The sequence below is a fragment of the Thermacetogenium phaeum DSM 12270 genome (assembly GCF_000305935.1).
Lineage (GTDB): Bacteria > Bacillota > DSM-12270 > Thermacetogeniales > Thermacetogeniaceae > Thermacetogenium > Thermacetogenium phaeum.
The window spans coordinates 1152111-1170060 of sequence record NC_018870.1 but is presented as its reverse complement, the minus strand read 5'-3'; the positions used below and the strand labels follow the sequence as shown (position 1 = coordinate 1170060).

General features: G+C 50.8%; 16 protein-coding genes. 2 read left to right on the top strand and 14 right to left on the bottom strand.

The features are described 5' to 3' along the window. Positions 1-33: 33 nt before the first annotated feature. Entirely contained in the window at positions 34-2271 is a 2238-nt protein-coding gene (locus tag TPH_RS05770) for a DNA translocase FtsK (protein ID WP_015050253.1), read from the bottom strand. Positions 2272-2400: 129 nt separating this feature from the next. Here TPH_RS05770 and TPH_RS05765 point away from each other — a divergent pair, with 129 nt between their 5' ends. Beyond that, positions 2401-3135 (top strand): ClpP family protease, encoded by a 735-nt coding sequence (locus TPH_RS05765; protein WP_015050252.1) that lies wholly within the window; start codon positions 2401-2403, stop codon positions 3133-3135. Next, positions 3132-3350 (top strand): YlzJ-like family protein, encoded by a 219-nt coding sequence (locus TPH_RS05760; RefSeq protein WP_015050251.1) that lies wholly within the window; start codon positions 3132-3134, stop codon positions 3348-3350. Before TPH_RS05765 ends, TPH_RS05760 begins: the two co-directional genes overlap by 4 nt. A 772-nt stretch (positions 3351-4122) precedes the next feature. Here the strand turns inward: TPH_RS05760 and TPH_RS05745 are convergent. From TPH_RS05745 to TPH_RS05685, 13 genes are all read right to left on the bottom strand, one after another. Continuing rightward, a complete protein-coding gene (locus TPH_RS05745; RefSeq protein WP_015050250.1) occupies positions 4123-5787 on the bottom strand; it encodes a ribonuclease J in 1665 nt (554 codons plus the stop codon). A gap of 168 nt (positions 5788-5955) precedes the next feature. Next, positions 5956-6840 carry a 4-hydroxy-tetrahydrodipicolinate synthase gene (dapA, locus tag TPH_RS05740; RefSeq protein ID WP_015050249.1) on the bottom strand — a complete coding sequence of 295 codons (885 nt, stop codon included), beginning with the start codon at positions 6838-6840 and terminating at the stop codon, positions 5956-5958. Between the two features lie 27 nt (positions 6841-6867). After that, positions 6868-7881 (bottom strand): aspartate-semialdehyde dehydrogenase, encoded by a 1014-nt coding sequence (locus TPH_RS05735; RefSeq protein ID WP_015050248.1) that lies wholly within the window; start codon positions 7879-7881, stop codon positions 6868-6870. Positions 7882-7970: 89 nt separating this feature from the next. Then, positions 7971-8555, bottom strand: a complete 585-nt coding sequence (locus TPH_RS05730) for a dipicolinate synthase subunit B (RefSeq protein WP_015050247.1) — start codon at positions 8553-8555, stop codon at positions 7971-7973. 27 nt (positions 8556-8582) lie between these two features. Continuing rightward, a complete protein-coding gene (gene dpsA, locus TPH_RS05725; RefSeq protein ID WP_015050246.1) occupies positions 8583-9482 on the bottom strand; it encodes a dipicolinate synthase subunit DpsA in 900 nt (299 codons plus the stop codon). 76 nt (positions 9483-9558) lie between these two features. Continuing rightward, positions 9559-10368, bottom strand: a complete 810-nt coding sequence (gene dapB / locus TPH_RS05720) for a 4-hydroxy-tetrahydrodipicolinate reductase (protein WP_015050245.1) — start codon at positions 10366-10368, stop codon at positions 9559-9561. Between the two features lie 160 nt (positions 10369-10528). Beyond that, positions 10529-10795 carry a YlmC/YmxH family sporulation protein gene (locus TPH_RS05715; RefSeq protein WP_015050244.1) on the bottom strand — a complete coding sequence of 89 codons (267 nt, stop codon included), beginning with the start codon at positions 10793-10795 and terminating at the stop codon, positions 10529-10531. Positions 10796-10847: 52 nt separating this feature from the next. Continuing rightward, positions 10848-12110, bottom strand: a complete 1263-nt coding sequence (locus TPH_RS05710) for a M16 family metallopeptidase (RefSeq protein WP_015050243.1) — start codon at positions 12108-12110, stop codon at positions 10848-10850. A gap of 99 nt (positions 12111-12209) precedes the next feature. After that, positions 12210-13310: a D-alanyl-D-alanine carboxypeptidase family protein gene (locus tag TPH_RS05705; RefSeq protein ID WP_015050242.1), complete on the bottom strand. Its 1101-nt coding sequence runs from the start codon at positions 13308-13310 to the stop codon at positions 12210-12212. A gap of 65 nt (positions 13311-13375) precedes the next feature. Beyond that, entirely contained in the window at positions 13376-14041 is a 666-nt protein-coding gene (locus tag TPH_RS05700; protein ID WP_015050241.1) for a polysaccharide deacetylase family protein, read from the bottom strand. 129 nt (positions 14042-14170) lie between these two features. After that, positions 14171-16294 carry a polyribonucleotide nucleotidyltransferase gene (locus TPH_RS05695; RefSeq protein WP_015050240.1) on the bottom strand — a complete coding sequence of 708 codons (2124 nt, stop codon included), beginning with the start codon at positions 16292-16294 and terminating at the stop codon, positions 14171-14173. Between the two features lie 89 nt (positions 16295-16383). After that, a complete protein-coding gene (gene rpsO, locus TPH_RS05690) occupies positions 16384-16653 on the bottom strand; it encodes a 30S ribosomal protein S15 (RefSeq protein ID WP_015050239.1) in 270 nt (89 codons plus the stop codon). Positions 16654-17000: 347 nt separating this feature from the next. Continuing rightward, positions 17001-17948: a bifunctional riboflavin kinase/FAD synthetase gene (locus tag TPH_RS05685; RefSeq protein ID WP_015050238.1), complete on the bottom strand. Its 948-nt coding sequence runs from the start codon at positions 17946-17948 to the stop codon at positions 17001-17003. Positions 17949-17950: the final 2 nt, after the last annotated feature.

Below are 17950 nucleotides of genomic sequence, written 5' to 3'. Positions count from 1 at the left end.
ATAAACGAACAGCAGTAGTCTTTACAACAGCCTTTATCTCCCAAAGTACCTGTGATACTGTTCCACAGTCATCAATACCTCTCGCGGTTTGGCCCCTTCATAGGGGCCAACAACACCTTTGGCCTCGAGAATGTCCATCAGTCGGGCGGCCCTGGAATAACCGATTCGCAGCCGGCGCTGCAACAGGGAAACGGAGGCATGCCCGGCATCGATAACAACTTTTGCGGCTTCGGGGACAAGGCTGTCCCCGTATTCGACTTCTTTATCGGCGTCTTCCTCATCAGGGGAGGGAAACTCGGAAAGGTACACCGGTTCACCGTGTTTTACCAGATAAGCAACGACATCTTCAACCTCCTTCTCCGTTACCAGAGCTCCCTGAATGCGAATAGGCTTGATCGCGCCAACCGGCATAAAAAGCATATCACCCCTGCCGAGCAATTTTTCGGCACCATTCAGATCGAGGATGGTTCGAGAGTCGATCTGAGAAGAAACGGCAAAGGAGATCCGGGAAGGGATATTTGCCTTAATCACCCCGGTGATGACGTCTACAGAGGGCCGCTGGGTAGCGATCACCAGATGGATACCGGCGGCGCGAGCCATTTGGGCAAGGCGGCAAATGGCATCCTCTACATCCACAGGTGAAACCATCATCAAGTCTGAAAGTTCGTCGATGATGACCACAATATAGGGCAGGGGCTGATGCTGCCGAGGATCCCGAGAAGAGAGCAGTTTATTATATCTGTTGATATCACGCACGCCGAGAGAAGAAAAGGTCTCGTAGCGATTTACCATCTCCGAGACCACCCATTTTAGTGCCCCAGCAGCCTTTTTCGGATCGGTAACAACCGGGGCCAACAGGTGTGGTATCCCGTTGTATGTAATCAACTCGACCATTTTCGGATCAATCAAAAGAAACTTAACCTCACTGGGGGCTGCCTTGAAAACCAAACTACAAATAATGGCGTTAAGACAGACACTCTTCCCGGAACCGGTCGCTCCTGCGATAAGAAGATGGGGCATCTTCATCAGATCGGCAACTATGGGGTTGCCGGCGATGTCTTTGCCGAGGGCAAAGGTCAGCTTGGATGCTGCATCCTGAAATTCAGGCGTCTCAAGAATCTCCCTGAGATAGACAGTCGATACCTCTTTATTGGGAACCTCTATCCCCAAAGCAGATTTTCCAGGAATCGGCGCCTCAATGCGGACGTCGGGAGCAGCCAGGCTGAGGGCAATATCATCTGCAAGCCGTACAATCCTGCTCACCTTGACACCAGGAGCAGGCTGAACCTCGTAGCGAGTGATGGCAGGCCCCCTGTGCACTTCGTTGACACAAACCTTGATGCCAAAATTATCCAATGTCTCCTCAAGAATCCGCACATTTTCAATAAGATCTTTATTCAACCTGCTGCTTTTGACCTTGATCGGCTTTCTCAAAAGTGTAAGCGGAGGGAGAGTATAATTTTCTCGGTTACTTTCTCCCACCTGCGGAGCAGAAGTGCCGGTGCCGACATCTTTCTCTCTCTTGGCTTCCTTAGCCTCGCTCTCCTCGGTGACTAAAGGTGGAACGCCGCTCTCACTGCTATCGATAATAACCGGGAGTCCATTTCTTTTCCCATCCCCCTCACCCTCTCTTTGTGTCCTCTCTCTTTTTGTCCGTATAGAGGGCACATCCTCTTCTTCCTCTTCGATAAAGAGAAATTGCTCTAGTTTTAGTTTTAATCTCTGACCAGCCTTCACCATCACGGCACCCAGCTTTTGAAAGATTCTGCTGGATGGTATCCCGGTCAAGAGGGTGATATCTATTATCCCCAGAGCAATAATGAGAATAACCGTTCCGGGTCGCGCCAGGAGGTAGTATAATGACATGCTGAAAAGTGCACCGAGCACTCCGCCTCCCTGCCCCTGCAGCCCGGCGTCCCATAGAGAAGAAACAACCATCCGGCGCGGTGTCTCCGCCGGTATGATAGCCAAATGGAGGACAGTCAAAGATAGCGCCAGCAACAAGAGAACCCCTTTACTGCGAGACTCTCCTATCACCGGTTTTCGATGCCGCCAACACGCCCAAGCAAAGTAGAAAAGCACACTGGACGCCAGATAACAACCTTTTTCACCTGTTACTATAGTTAATAACTGCAGTAAATAGGCGCCGATGAGCCCCGTTGAGGTGAAGATACTGACAAGTAAAAAAAAAGCCAGAGCAAAAAGGAATACTCCGAGTATTTCGTACTTCAGATTATTCTGGAGCCTGTTTTTGCTTTTTTTAGCCGCCAATCTCTCACCCCACGTTCCCCTTTCCTTCTTCCCAAATTATAACACTTCTTATCTGGAAGGGAAACCGCATTATTTTAACCCTATAGAACATAATAACACTGGGAACAAACCTGGTGAAAGGATGCTGTTATGCAGGAAAAAGAGCAACTGACAACCCCCAACCCCTCAAAACAAAAAAGAACGACGCAAGGGGTCAGAAAAATCGATACCATCAAAGAATTCGGGCAAATGGACGTTCCGGCGTTAAAATCCAACATCCACTGCCTCCCTGTTATTGGACAGATCGAGGGGCATTTAATTCTTCCGCCCCAAAACAAGACAACGAAATACGAACACATCATCCCCCAGCTTGTCGCCGTAGAACAAAATCCGGAGGTTGAAGGGTTGTTTATCATCTTGAATACGGTAGGAGGGGATGTGGAGGCAGGTCTGGCAATCGCCGAAATGATCGTGAGCATGACCAAACCAACCGTCTCCCTGGTGCTGGGAGGCGGGCACTCCATCGGGGTTCCCATCGCGGTAAGCGCCCGCTATTCCTTTATTGCAGAGACGGCCACAATGACCATTCACCCCATCAGGCTGTCCGGCCTGGTCATTGGGGTTCCGCAGACATATGAGTACCTGGACAAGATGCAGGATCGAGTGGTGCGCTTTGTGGAGAAACACTCCCGGATCTCAGAGAAAAAGTTTCGCGAATTGATGTTTCAGACAGGGGAGCTGGCACGGGATATCGGTACCGTTCTCGTCGGCAAGGATGCGGTGGAAGTCGGATTGATCGACGCCGTCGGAGGCCTCGGGGATGCCGTTAAGAAACTTCAGGAACTGATAGAAGAAGACAAGAAAAAGAAAGGTGTTCTCCATTGATCTTATACACACCCTTGCCTTTGGAACTGGTTTTTGCAGAAAAGGATGGCGCAGTGCCATACCAGGAGGTCGTTGTCTCCGGAGTTACGCTGGTGGTACAGCCGGTCGGTTCCGGCCTGGGAAAGATCGTTCAGATCCGAAGCACCGATCCCGCCGTTTATCTCAAACCGGAATTCCAGCCGGGGCAACAGATCATCATATCCTATCGCCCCTAACCCCTCCTGCTTTTTTAATTTGGCCACTTAAAAAAGCAACTTTTGAGTCACCTTAAATCAAACAGAAATCGAGTAGGAGGGGGCGGCTAGCCCCCGTCCTCTCACACCACCGGACATGCGGGCCCGCATCCGGCGGTTCACCAAGCTTGACGAAGATAAGAATAGCGTTCAGGCCGCTACCTTGTCCTCCGCGAGGTGCCGCTCCGCTTTGTGCCGGAGAAGGTCTCGGCCCTCCCGCGGTCCCCCGTGGCTTCACCACTTCCTCCCGCGGGCAGGCCCCTCTCGGGGAAATCTAGAGTCTTCGACCTTCTCGCGAACGCATCGGTCTCACCTCCGTCTTGATGTTCGGGCCTTCCCCCTGAGTTCATGTCCCCCAGGGTACTATGCCCTCTGCTGACTCCTGCCGGTTCAGCCGCGCCTTTCGACACGGGTTACCAGCTCTACCTGGCTTATCCGGCAGGCCTCCCCGGGTAAGAGCGTTAACCTTCACCCCGCGCCCGCCCCATATACCCCGCCGTCCTTTGGCAGCCTGGGATTTCGCTGTGTTTCGCCAGCTCCTCCGAACGGCTTAGCCTCTTATGGGGTTCTTGTTCATCGGGCCGTGGTTTTGCCGCCAGCTTCCTTCGGATTCCACCTCGCGATGGACACCCTTGCCTTTGGCTAGCAGACTCGTGCTGCCTCGCCTGCAGTGGACTTTCACCACCAAGTTAACGCCCATGCCGGGCGCACGAAAAATGCAAAAGAGAGCCTGCTCGGCCCTCTTTTGCATCATTCAAACATCAACGATTATGGGCAGAATCATCGGCCTTCTTCTGGTTCGCTCGTAGAGAAACTTACCAACCGTTTCTCTGACATAGGATTTGATTGCCGGCCAATCCGTACTTTGCCGAAGCTCACAATCTCTCAGAATAGACCGCACTTTATCCTTCGCTTCTTCAATCAGCTCCTCGGACTCACGCACATAGACGAAACCCCGGGAAACGATATCCGGCCCCGCAACCACCTCACCGCTCTCCCGATCGATAGTGATTACGACAATGAAAAGCCCATCTCGGGAAAGCTGCTTGCGGTCGCGAAGAACGATGTTTCCTACATCACCCACACCGAGGCCGTCAACCAATACCCTCCCGGCGGTTACTCTCCCTGTAACAACCCCGCGCTCCGGTGTGAATTCCAGCACCTGCCCGTTTTCTGCGACAAAAATGTTCTCCGGGGGTATCCCGACATCCCGGGCCAGCTGGGCGTGCTTGATTAACTGCCGGTACTCACCGTGGACTGGTATAAAGAATTTCGGCCTGACCAGATTAAGCATCAGTTTTAGCTCTTCCTGGCTTGCATGGCCGGATACATGGACACCGGAAACGGACTCGTAGATCACCTCCGCTCCCTGTTTGAAAAGGTGATCGATAGTCCTGTGCACCATCTTTTCGTTTCCGGGAATCGGATTTGCCGAAATAATAACCGTATCTCCGGTTATTATTTCGACCTTTCTGTGATCACACATGGCCATCCTGGTGAGTGCAGACATAGGCTCTCCCTGGCTACCGGTAGTCAGGATAACCACCCTGTTCTTAGGAAGATGCTGGATGTCTTCAAGGTCGATCAGCGTTTCCGGCGGTATATCAAGGTAACCCAGTTCCCTGGCAATATTCACCACATTGACCATGCTCCTTCCCACAACGGCCACTTTTCTCTTATAGCGGGCTGCCGTCGTGATCGCCTGCTGGATACGGTGAATATTCGAGGCAAAGCTGGCAATGATAATCCGCTCCTTGGCGTTGCGGAAGGTTTCATCGAAGGTCTCCCCGACCACGCGCTCCGAAAAGGTAAACCCCGGCCGCTCCGCATTGGTGCTGTCCGAAAGCAGGACAAGAACGCCCTCTTTGCCTAATTCGGCGAACTTGTGGTAGTCGGTAGGCTGGTTGTTTACCGGTGTCTGGTCGAACTTGAAATCACCGGTATGAACCACGGTCCCTACCGGGGTTTTAATCCCCAGGGCGACGGCGTCGGCGATGCTGTGGCTGACGCGGATAAACTGGACCTGAAATGCACCCAGCTGTATGGATTCCCCGGCGCTGACGCAGCATGTCTTGACCTTGCCCGTAAAATTGCTCTCTCTCAGCTTGGCGTCAACCAGCCCCAGCGTTAACCTGGTTCCGTAGACGGGAGCGTTGATTTCCCGCAAGATATAAGGAAGTGCCCCGATGTGGTCCTCATGTCCGTGGGTCAGCACAATCCCTCTGATGTGCTCCCTGTTCTCAATCAAGTAGGAGATATCGGGAATCACTAGGTCGATGCCCAGCATTTCATCTTCTGGGAACATCAACCCGCCGTCTATGACGATCAGATCATGCTGGTATCTCAGGGCAAGTATATTCTTGCCGATCTCCCCCAGACCACCGAGCGGTATTATTTTCAGAGACCTCTTTCCCTTCATGTTTCACCTCCTTGTCCAACAAAGTAGTCCCGAAGTAAAATAAAAAACCTACCTCTTAGCGCTTCCGAAAGGTAGGTTGCATTTGCACAAATCAGCCATTCCCTTTCTCCTTAATATTATAATGAGAGGCTTCGAAAAAAGCAAGGAGGCAATCGATCAATCACCGGTTCACTTTAAGAGTGCCAGTTTCCGAAGCTCCTCGGCAATAGCAGCGGTCTCCTGTTCCGTTGCCCTAACAAGGGGAAGCCGCGGGGGACCTGCCTTGATTCCGATGAGTTCCAAGGCCTTTTTGACGGGCACAGGGTTAGTTGTAATAAAAAGTACCTTAAATAGAGGGAAGAGCTTTAAATGCAGTTCACCGGCCTTAACCACATCGCCGGCCAGATAAGAATTCACCATCTCTTTAATCATCTTACCTGCTACGTGGGAGGCCACACTGACAATTCCATGTCCGCCTACCGCCAGGATAGGCAGCGTCAACGCATCATCCCCGCTGTAAATCAGGAAATCGGCAGGTGTCCGCCGTCTGATTTCGGCAACCTGGTCCATGTTTCCGCTCGCTTCTTTGACGGCTACGATATTTTCAATCTCAGCGAGCCTGGCAACTGTTGCGGGTAGCAGGTTGACAGATGTTCGCCCGGGTACGTTATAGAGAAGGATCGGAAGTTTCGTTTCCCGGGCAATAGCCCGAAAATGCTGATACAAGCCCTCCTGGCTCGGCTTGTTATAATACGGGGTAACCAGCATGACACCGTCGCAGCCCAACTTCTCCGCTTCTTTTGTGAGTTCAATTGCTGCTGCCGTATTGTTGGAACCCGTCCCCGCAACAACAGCTGCCCGCTCACCTACCGCTTCTCTGACGACGGCAAATAAACGGCGCTTCTCCTCAAATGTGAGCACAGGGGATTCACCGGTTGTGCCGGCTACAACAATACCATCGGAACCCGTTTCCACAAGATGCTGTGCCAGCCTGGAGGCCTCTTCGTAAGCGACATCACCGCTCTCGGTCATCGGCGTAACCATAGCAGTTAAAACACGGCCAAAACCCTTCATCCTTGTCACCCCTTCAAAGAATATGGATCACAGGAGGTTCCGCTTGCTGAGAGCTTCAGCAATCTGGACGGCATTTGTGGCCGCCCCTTTGCGCAACTGATCGGCAACAATCCAGAAATTGAGCGCTTTCTCGTGGGAAATATCGTCCCGGATCCTGCCTACATAAACCTCATCGCGGTCTGACGTGAACAGCGGCATCGGGTACTGACAGTTATCAACGTCATCCTGGACTACAATCCCTGGAGCCTCTTTTAATATTACTCGCGCTTCTTCAGAGGTTAACTTCCTCTCAGTCTCTATATTGACAGACTCAGAATGGCTGCGCAAAACCGGTACTCGAACCGTTGTCGCAGTTATTCGGATTTCCTCGTCATGAAGGATTTTCCGGGTCTCTAACAGCAATTTCATCTCTTCCCGGGAATAGCCGTTCTCGAAAAAAACATCGATATGTGGAATGAGGTTGAAAGCGATCTGGTGGGGAAACACCCGCGGGACCGCTGATTCACCGGCAAGCACCTGCCTGGTTTGCACAAGCAGCTCGTCAATTGCCTCTTTCCCAGCCCCGGAAACGGCCTGCATGGTGGTAACCACCGCTCTCTTCACCCGGGCAGCGTCATGAAGGGGCTTCAACGCAACAACAAAGATGATAGTCGAGCAGTTGGGATTGGAAATTATTCCCCGGTGCTTTTCCAAGTCTTCGGGATTGACCTCAGGTACAACAAGGGGCACCTCCGGTTCCAGCCTAAAGGTGCTGCTGTTGTCGATAGCCACAGCACCCCGTGCTACCGCTTCCGGAACAAGTTCCTTGCTAACCGCACCCCCGGCGAAAAAGGCGATTTCCACCCCTGAAAAAGAACTAGGCTTGGCTTCGGAAACCGTCAGTTCCTCGTCGCCGAACTTTAACTTCTTCCCCTCGGAACGGGCGCTAGCCAGCAGCTTCAAATCGGCAATAGGAAATTTCCTTTCTAGCAGAATCTTCATGATCTCCTGGCCTACTGCTCCTGTCGCACCTACGATGGCAACGCGAAAACCTCCGGACATCGACATAAACCTCCTACAATCACTGGTTCATCTAGAAAATAAATTTGACAAAAATCCGTCAGATCCTCTTGCAGCCGTCCCCATTTATATCAGTACTGCAGCAGAACGGGCTGAATCTGCTTCCCTTCGAGGGCATAAATTACCGTATCCACTATTTTATCCATCCGGGCAACAAGGGAATTCGCTTTTTCTACCGGATTGTCCTGGCCGAAGGGCACCAGATAAATATTCTTGGTAATAAAAAGAGTAGCGATATTCCTTGCATTCAAGCCCAACCCGTCATTTGTAGAAATGGCAATTACTACAGGGCGCTGATTGCGCAGGTGTGCCTTAACGGCCATCAAAGCCGGCGTATCGGTAATTCCGTTGGCCAACTTGGCCAGAGTGTTCCCCGTACAGGGGGCAACTACAAGAACATCAAAAAGCTTTCCGGGACCAATGGGTTCAGCATCAACAACAGTTTTAATTATTTTGTTCTTCGTTATCTGTTCCAGCTGGGCACACCAGTCTGCCGCCTTCCCGAATCTGGTATCAGCCGTACTTACCGAGTAAGAAACTACGGGAAAAACATTCGCTCCCTCGGAAATCAGTCTTTCGACTTCCTTCATGATCTTATTAAGCGTACAGTGAGAACCTGTGACAACAAAACCGACCTTAACTCCCTGAAGATGCATCCCAGACACCTCCCGTCACCTATTCTCCTAAAAGTAGTCCTGGGGGATTTCTCTGAGAATAAGTTGGGGAATGACCTGGGCGAGAATTCTGCCGCTTGTTTTCGGAGCAGCGATCCCCGGCAAACCAGGGGCCAGAACGGCGTTAATTCCCAGTTTTTTTGCTGCTCCGAAATCCGTGCCTCCCGGTGAAGCGGCAAGATCGATGATCAGGGTATCCTTTCTCATTAAAGAAAGCATTTTCTCATCCAGAATCAGGGCAGGCACAGAATTAAAAATAACATCGGCTTCCGCGATCACCTGGTGCAGCTGGCTGCAGTGCACCGGGCGATAGCCGATTTCAAAAATGCGGGCAAGATCAGCACGCTTCCGGGCAACCACAGTTGTGTTGGCGCCAATACCTCTGAGCATCCGGGCAAGGGTCTTTCCCAACCTCCCAAAGCCGAGAACAAATGAATTGCTGCCATGGATGGTGATCGGCAGCTTTTCCATTGCCAGTTGGATGGCACCTTCAGCAGAAGGGATGGCATTGAGAATGGCGATGGTATCCATTTCAGCTATTTCTAGCAGTTTCCAGCAGTATTTTGTTGCCCATTCTTTGATAAAATCCCTGGCAGAACCGATGATCACCAGCGCCCCGTGAGGTATGGCTGCTGCCATTGCCGGTGTAAAGCACAGCTTGACATCCTGGTCATAGGTCCTTATGTTGCCCGCCTGATCCGTTCCCTGCATGGGGAATATCAGGACCTGAGCATCCTGGAGCGCGGATTCGACTTTCTCCACCAGACGGACCTGCTCCAATTCAGGACAGGGGAGAAATCCAACTGCGGTAACGGTTGCACCCAGCTTGATAAGTTCGGGCATCAGATAGATATGGCGTTTATCCCCCCCGATAATCGCAATCTTGATACCCCTTAAATCCAAGCCCATTACGATTCCCCTCTTCTCCCTCGATGGCTGGCTGTAACAGTATATGAGGGAAAAAAGGAGAAGGTGCTCTCATCTCCTAGTCCAGGATCTTCTCCAGGCCTATCACGACTCCTCTCAGGTCCCTGACCTTGCGGATGGCCATAATCACACCGGGCATAAAGGATTCTCTGTGTAGAGAATCGTGCCTGATCGACAGGATCTGGCCGGGGCCTCCGAAGATCACCTGTTGGTGAGCTACCAGCCCCGGCAAACGGACACTGTGAATTCTGAGCCCCTCAAATTCGCCCCCCCTGGCGCCAGGCACCTTCTCGTACTCTTCCGGGTGTCCCTGCTTGAAAGAGCCCCTCTCCCCAGCTATCATCTGCGCCGTCTTGATAGCGGTACCGGAAGGAGCGTCTATTTTCTGGTCATGATGCATTTCAATGATCTCTACATGCCGAAAGTACTGGGCGGCACGCCGGGCAAACTCCATCATCAGCACCGCTCCCAGCGCAAAATTGGGTACGATCAGAACGGCAACCCCTACCCGTTCGGAGATTTCCCGGAGTTCGGCAATATCCACCTCATCCAGGCCGGTGGTTCCGATCACCGGTGCAACACCATATTCCAATGCTGTTTTGGCATTACTTAAAACTGCCTGGGGGTTGGTAAAATCCACAAGCACATCTGCTTTCACCCCCTGCAACAGCCGGTTTAAATCACCTCCGATGATAATTCCTCGCCCTTCCGCCAAACCCAGGTAGTCTCCAAGGTCTTTACCGTCCGCCCTGGGATCAACCGCCCCGACAAGTTTCAACGCGGGGGCCTCGGCCAAAACAGCCTTTGCCGTCTCTCTCCCCATCTTACCTGCGACTCCGGTGATGACAACGCTTATCTCCTTATCCACCTTGACCCCGCTCCACTCCTTTGAATGTTGTGTAATAAATAATCTTGCCTATATTCTCTTATCTATGTCACTTAATGTCAACAAAGGCAATGCAATTTTTAAACTTCAAAGATTTCAAAGTTAAGAGATGCCTAATTATGGAGCAGGAAAAAAGCGCTGTCTATACAGTTTTTTCATACAAAGAATAGGTTCGATCGAGATCGACGATAATCACCTCGCTGCCAACCTTTTTAACGGTAGACCAGGGAATTATCACTTCTCTTCGCTCCAGCCAAAAGCTTAAGAAACCTGAGCGCTGAGGCAAAACCACTGATAACACTTCACCGCTCTCCGGGTCGATTACCAAGTCGGAATCCCCAACCGGCCCAAGGCGCACTCCGTCAAAGATATTGATTATCTCTTTACCCGCCAGTTCACTAAGCCTCAAAACGCCTCCCCCCGTTCCTTTTTTCTTTGAGTTTATGTTTGCGGACATCTTATTATGTTTTTAAGAGCAAACGGGGGTAAGAAATCTCTCCATCCTCAAGGGGGCCCAGGATGGTCACAGTTAAGAGATCCGGATTAAACAGCTGCCTTGCCAGGTACTGGACGTCCGTCCTGCTAACAGCAGCAATCCTTCGAATGATATCATCGCTGGTAATAAAGCGCCTATAGATAAGCTCTGATTTGCCTAAACGGTGCATGCGGTGAAGAACGCTCTCCGAGGCCATCAACAGGCTTCCTCTAATCTGCTTTTTGGCGCGTTCCAGCTCCTCTTCATCTACCCCTATCTCTAAAATCTTTTCAATCTCCTCCCACGACAAATCCAGCACCTCCTGGCAGTTAGAGGGATTGGTGCCGGCGTAGATAGTAAAGAGCCCGCTGTCCATATAGGAGAGGTAATAACTGTAAATAGAATACACCAGTGCGCGCTCCTCACGGATGCGCTGGAACAGGCGCGAGCTTGCACCTCCCCCGAGGATGCTGTTCAGGACCTGTAATGTGTAAATCTGAGGATCGTGCATCGATACGCCCGGTACACCCAGACAGATCTGTACCTGTTCCAGATCGCGGTAGATATTCTTGAAGGCGGCATTTGCGCTGGGAGGATTGAGTTCATTTTCACAACCTTTTCCCGGTAGGGTTGCAAGTAACGGCTCCAACAGGGAAAGCGCCTTTCCGTGTTCTACCCGCCCGGCAAGAGCGACTACCAGATTAGAGGAACAATAATGTCGCTGGTAATAACTAATGATATCCTCTCTTGTGATCCCGGCAAGGGAATCCCGTGTCCCGATAACCGGCCTCCCTAAGGGATGACCTCCCCAGATCGTTTGAGAGAACAGATCATGAACGATCTCATCTGGAGTGTCCTCATACATTCTGATTTCTTCTTCGATCACCTTCTTTTCCCGCTCTAAATCCTCTTCCTTGAACAAAGAAGAAAACAGCATATCGGTGAGGACATCGATGGCCAGAGGAAGGTATTCACTCAAAACACGGGCATAGTAGCAGGTATATTCCTTGCTGGTGAAGGCATTGAGCTGGCCGCCAACCGATTCTATAGATTCGGCGATCTCTTTGGCAGTGCGCTTTTTCGTGCCTTTAAAAAGAAGATGTTCGATAAGGTGAGAAATCCCCATCTCCTCAGGCTTTTCGAAACGGGATCCGGTTCTCACCCAGAAACCAATGGCAACGGATTGAACTCCTGGCATTTCCTCACTGACAATGGTAACCCCGTTAGGCAACACATCTTTATGGTACATGAAACGGCCTCCTAAAGAGATTTGACGTTTACTCTAAAATATTAATAAAAAAATAAAGCTAGTGTCGAGGGGTACCTAGCTTTATAGCTTTATAAGCAATTAACCTCTGGGCACATTGTTTAGAGTGACCAGATCGGTCTGAAAGAGCACCTTGTTCCCCAGCAGGATCTCCATTCTGCCTACTTTCCTCCCTCTGGCGCAGGGAGCCTTCAGGTATGGCTCGAGATAAATCCTCTTCTCAAGAAAAGGCAACAGTCGCGGTGGTATTAGGAGAGAAATGTCCTTTTCCGGAGCTACAGCAACCGTCATTCGGGAACCACGCCACACCGGCACATCCCTCAACGGTTCCCGGCGGCGCACAAGAACCAGGTGGCAGTTTTTAATTCCGTATTCCAGGACACGCAGTGTGTCGGCATAGCGATCGCTGCTCCCCAGCACCACACTGATAAGTATCTGATCATTCTTTTCCGCCGCTGCGATAAGGCATTGCCCTGCCTCGGAGGTCGTGCCTGTTTTGACTCCGGTGATCCTCCATCCCATTTCCTCGTGGCCGAGGAGCCTGTTTGTGTTATACAAAGGCATGACTTCTCCTTTCGACCGTTCCCGGATCCGCCCGCTTCTGGTGCCGACGATGCTGCGGAAGAGGCCGTTCTGCATGGAGTAGCGGGTAATCACGGCCAGATCGTAGGATGTTGTCAGGTGTCCCATTTGCGGAAGGCCGTGCGGGTTGCCAAACCGACTCGCCAGGCAGCCAAGGGTTTGGGCTTTATAATTCATCAGAGCCGAGAACTTTTTCTCGTCTCCGGCTAAGTGAATTGCAATGGCGGAGGCCGAGTCATTTCCGGAACTGATCAAAGCCCCCTTTATCAGGTCACAGAGCCTATAAACGTCGCCTCCCTGCAGGTAGATGGTGGTGCCCTCAATCCCTGCGGAACGGGAGTCCACATGGACTGGTTCACTGATTGAGCCCAATTCCAGCCCCAGGATTCCAGTCAAAACCTTGGTCGTGCTGGCCGGGGGAAGCGGACGGGTAGCGTTATAGCCGTACAGAACCAGACCGGTGTGGCCGTCGATCAGAACAGCAGCGCGAGCTGAAAGAGTTAACGATTCCTCCCCGGCCTCTGCCGCAGCACAAGTTGCAGCAATCCCCAGGATAACCATCATAATGCTCAATACAATCCTGCATAGGCAACCTGTCATTGAGGTTTGTCCCCCCTGACTGCAACTCGGATCCTTCCTGGCTTTTGGGCAGCCCTGTGGCCCGGTCAATCAGATATTAGTTTTTCCAAAGGCGCGATTTGATAACCCTGCTCTTCAAGCCCCTTGCAGATCTCCGACAATGCTTGGAGGGTGGGCGCTGTGGGATGCATCAGGATAATGGCTCCATTATGAACATTGGAAAGAACACGAGAAACAATGGTCTCCGGGGGCGGTTTTTCCCAATCGATCGTATCTATCGTCCAAAGGATAACCTTATGCCTTGTCTTCGCCGCTGCCTCCAGAACGACCTCATTGAATTCGCCGTAAGGAGGGGCGTAGTACCTTGTTTTCTTTTGGGCAAGCCTGGAGATAACCCCCTGTGTCTTTCTGATTTCTTCTATGTTCTCAGAAAGGCTGAGCTCATTGACATGAAAGTGGGAAAAGCCGTGATTTCCGATCTCATGCCCGCCCTGTGCGATGGCCCGCACCAGTTGTGGATGCTCCTCTGCCCATCTCCCACTTAAAAAAAAGGTTGCCTTAATCCCGTTATCTTCAAAAAGATCCAGCATCTTCGGAATATACTCTTCGCCCCAATCTACATTAACAGTAAAGGCAACTCTTTTTTTCCCGGGATCACCCTGGTAAACAGGAATCTGGTTTCTGAATACCATCTCTGCCGAATAAGATGCGGTAGATAAAATGAGGATCAGCAAAAAAACTGCTCCGGCCAAGAAAGCAGCCTCTTTTTTTCCCCAGAAAAAAACAAACACTTCCACACCCCCAGAAGAGATCGTTAAAAATTTTAATTCTGTTTGATCTTATTCAAGGGGATAGGAAGATATTTGGTTAAGCAGCTTTCCTTATTTTTCTGTTTTCCTGCGCAGTGCTTTGATGGCTTCCTTGCGTGAAAGATTAATTCGCCCCTGTTTATCAATTTCGATTACCTTGACAATAATCTCGTCCCCTTCTTTAACGACATCCCGGACACGGTTTACCCTGCGTTCATCCAGCTGGAAAATGTGCACAAGCCCCTCTTTGCCTGCGCTCCCGAACATCCCGGGGATGATTTCCACAAAGGCACCGAAATCCATTAATCTGACGACCTTGCCGAGATATATTTTACCGACCTCGACATCCTGGGTCAGGTTTTCAATGATGCGCACGGCATTTTTTCCCGCTTCTTCATCGGTTGCCGCAATAAAAACCCTGCCGTCATCTTCGATGTCAATCTGGACACCAGTTTCTTCGATGATCTTGCGGATCACTTTACCGGAAGGCCCGATAACATCGCGTATCTTTTCAGGGTCAATGGTCATGGTGATGATTCTCGGAGCGTAGGGTGAAAGATTGGGACGCGGTGCGCTGATGACTTCCTTCATTTTACCTAAGATAAACAATCTTCCCTCCCGGGCCTGGCTGAGGGCTTTTCGCAAAACATCCTGGGAAATGCCTTTCACTTTGATGTCCAACTGCAGCGCAGTAATACCTTCTTCAGTTCCGGCAACCTTAAAATCCATGTCCCCCAGGGCATCCTCGATCCCCTGGATATCGCTCAGAACCGCAAAGGTGTCATCAGCAGTGACAAGCCCCATAGCAATACCGGCAACAGGTGCTGAGATGGGCACACCGGCATCCATCAAAGATAGAGTGCTTCCACAAACGCTGGCCATCGATGTCGATCCGTTCGATTCCAGAACCTCGGAAACAAGCCGGATGGTATAAGGAAACTTGTCTTCGTCGGGAAGAACCGGCAGTAATGCCCTCTCTGCCAGAGCACCGTGGCCGATCTCCCTTCGCCCTGGTCCCCTGATCGGCCTGGTCTCACCTACACTGTAGGGCGGGAAGTTGTAATGGTGCATATATCTTTTCGATTCTTCAATCCCCAGGCCGTCGAGGATCTGTTCCTCGCTGATGGTACCCAGTGTCGCTACGGTGAGAACCTGGGTCTGGCCGCGTGTAAAAAGACCGCTTCCGTGAGCGCGCGGTAGGATCCCGACCTCACAGCTTATCGGTCTGATCTCCTCAAGCCCTCTCCCGTCGGGTCGAACCCTCTCCCGCAAAATCATCTCCCGCACGATCTCCTTGAGAACCTTGAGAAATACCTCCTGGACGGCTTTTTCCTGTTCCGGATAGATCTCAGCAAAGTGCTCGATCGTTTCTTTCTCCAGCGCTTCAAGGGCGCTCTGGCGAGCCTGCTTATCCGGATTCCTCACCTCCGCAGCAATCTTATCGCTGACATACCCTCTGACATCACTTTCAATCTGAGGATCTACCTCAAAAACGGGGATATCCAGCTTCTCTTTACCGATGGCCTGGGCAATCTCTTCTTGTAAAGCCACAATCTCCTTAATTGCCTGATGTCCAAATTCGATCCCCTGGAGTATTGCTTCCTCAGTAACCTCCTTGGCTCCAGCCTCAACCATCAGAACCGCATCCTTCGTCCCCGCAACTACCAAGTGCATATCGCTGTGCTTTTCCTGTTCTACCGTCGGGTTGATAACGTACTCTCCATCCACCCGCCCAACGACAACCCCTCCAATGGGCCCCGCAAAAGGAATATCGGATACTGAAAGCGCCGCCGAAGCACCGTTCATGGCTGTTACATCAGGGGCACAGTCCTGATCCACGGAAAGAACGGTAGCAACAACCTGGACATCGTTACGAAAACCGGATGGAAAAAGTGGCCGGATCGGCCTGTCGATCAGCCGGGCCGACAAAATGGCCTTTTCCGTAGGCCGACCTTCTCTTTTGATAAACCCACCGGGAATTTTACCAACTGCGTACAGGCGTTCTTCATAATCAACGAGAAGCGGGAAAAAGTCGATCCCCTCACGCGGCTCCTTTGATACAGTTGCCGTAACCAGCACAACCGTATCGCCGTAGCGTACCAACACAGAACCGTTGGCTTGTTTGGCCACCTTGTTGAATTCGAAAATTAAGGGACGGCCACCAAGCACCATTTGATATATCAACGTATCCTGCATAATATACCTCCCGATTAATTTGCCTATATGCAAAAAAAATAATCAGAAAGAGCGGTAAACCGCTCTCCTCCTCAAAAACCAATAAATTCCTACCGGCGCAAACCAAGTTTTTCTAAAATCGTCCGGTAGCGGTTAGGGTCACTTTTCTTCAGGTAGTTTAAAAGTGCTCTTCTTTGACCCACCATTTTCAACAGACCTCTGCGCGAATGGTGATCCTTCTTATGGATTTTCAAGTGTTCTGTCAGGTAGTTAATGCGCTCTGTCAGTAAAGCAATTTGTACTTCAGGAGAGCCTGTGTCGCGATCGTGAATCTGGTATTTCTCAATGATTTCCTTTTTAACCGCCGGATCGAAAGCCAATTCTCAATAACCTCCTTATTTCTTATCGCTCTTTTCTTCTCAATATTATTGCCTGCCGACAACCGTGATCACGAGCCGCCCCGCCGGTATATCTTTGACCATCAGGTCAAAGATGCGTCGTGATTTGGCGAAAAAGCCTCGAAACCTGGATGCACTCATAAATTAGGCCGAGAGCTTCCGGGTAGCATTGAAAACATCCTCTATCTTTATTTTATCTTGGCTAAGGCTATTTAACCCCTTTTTTATTTACGTACTTAATCTTATCATACAATAAACCCAATGTAAATCTGTAGCAGCTATAAGTCCGCCATCATAATAAATAAAGGCGGTTTTCAAAAAGTAGTTCCCTAACATACCGAAAATGCTTCGATTTTCTCAAGAATTCTGACAGCACTCTCCACATCTTTTCGGATCTGGTTGATCAAGTCCTGCTTGCTAGCAAACTTTTTTTCGCTCCGTAGCCTTTGAAACAGCCTTATCTCCATCTTAGCCCCGTAGATGTTGCCTCTAAAATTCAACAGATGAACCTCTATCAGCGGGTTGCGGCTGCACCCGAAAGTGGGATGTTTTCCGATATTCAACACTGCGGGATAAAAATCTCCCTCTAGAAGAGCCTGACAGGCATATACTCCGCTTCGGGGTACCAGCATCTGTTCGGGTACCTGGATATTCGCCGTTGGATATCCGAGTTTCTTCCCCCTTCCGTCCCCTGGAACTACCCTGCCCCTGATAACCGGCCAGTAACCGAGCAAACTTTTTGCCTCAGAAATATCACCTTCAAGAAGAGCTGAGCGAACAGAAGTGCTGCTCACCGGCGTTCCATTGAGGATCACCGGTGGCATTACCCTCACATAAAAGTTCAATCTCTTCCCATAATCCAGCAGCAGCTCCGGTGTCCCCGTAGCACCGCAACCGAAGCGATAATTGAACCCGACAAAAACCCCCGTTACCTTTAACTTCGCCAGCAGTATCTCCTCAATAAACTGCTGCGGAGAAAGTGCGGCCATCTGCCGGTCAAAGGGCAGCATGATAACGGCCTCGATGCCCAAAGCCTCCATCAGTTCAAGCTTTTTTTCATTATCAATTATCAACCCGGGCGCTTTTTCGGGATTGAGCACCTGTTGGGGGTGAGGGTAAAAAAGAAGGGCTGCCGGAACCGCTTCCAACCGGGAGGCAAACCGGCACATTTCCTCCAACAGCAGTTTATGGCCGCGATGTACCCCATCAAAGTTCCCAAGAGCCAGGATCAATTTCTGATCGGAAAATGTTTGATCTAACTCCTGCAACACTTTCATAT

Coding starts and splice junctions, on each gene's coding strand:
- TPH_RS05730 (WP_015050247.1), bottom strand. CDS start 8,555: ATGCATCTTCAGGGAGTTAAGGTCGGTTTTGTTGTCACAGGTTCTCAC.
- TPH_RS05735 (WP_015050248.1), bottom strand. CDS start 7,881: ATGTCCGGAGGTTTTCGCGTTGCCATCGTAGGTGCGACAGGAGCAGTA.
- TPH_RS05710 (WP_015050243.1), bottom strand. CDS start 12,110: ATGTACCATAAAGATGTGTTGCCTAACGGGGTTACCATTGTCAGTGAG.
- dpsA (WP_015050246.1), bottom strand. CDS start 9,482: ATGGGCTTGGATTTAAGGGGTATCAAGATTGCGATTATCGGGGGGGAT.
- TPH_RS05695 (WP_015050240.1), bottom strand. CDS start 16,294: ATGCAGGATACGTTGATATATCAAATGGTGCTTGGTGGCCGTCCCTTA.
- TPH_RS05745 (WP_015050250.1), bottom strand. CDS start 5,787: ATGAAGGGAAAGAGGTCTCTGAAAATAATACCGCTCGGTGGTCTGGGG.
- TPH_RS05685 (WP_015050238.1), bottom strand. CDS start 17,948: ATGAAAGTGTTGCAGGAGTTAGATCAAACATTTTCCGATCAGAAATTG.
- TPH_RS05705 (WP_015050242.1), bottom strand. CDS start 13,310: ATGACAGGTTGCCTATGCAGGATTGTATTGAGCATTATGATGGTTATC.
- TPH_RS05765 (WP_015050252.1), top strand. CDS start 2,401: ATGCAGGAAAAAGAGCAACTGACAACCCCCAACCCCTCAAAACAAAAA.
- dapA (WP_015050249.1), bottom strand. CDS start 6,840: ATGAAGGGTTTTGGCCGTGTTTTAACTGCTATGGTTACGCCGATGACC.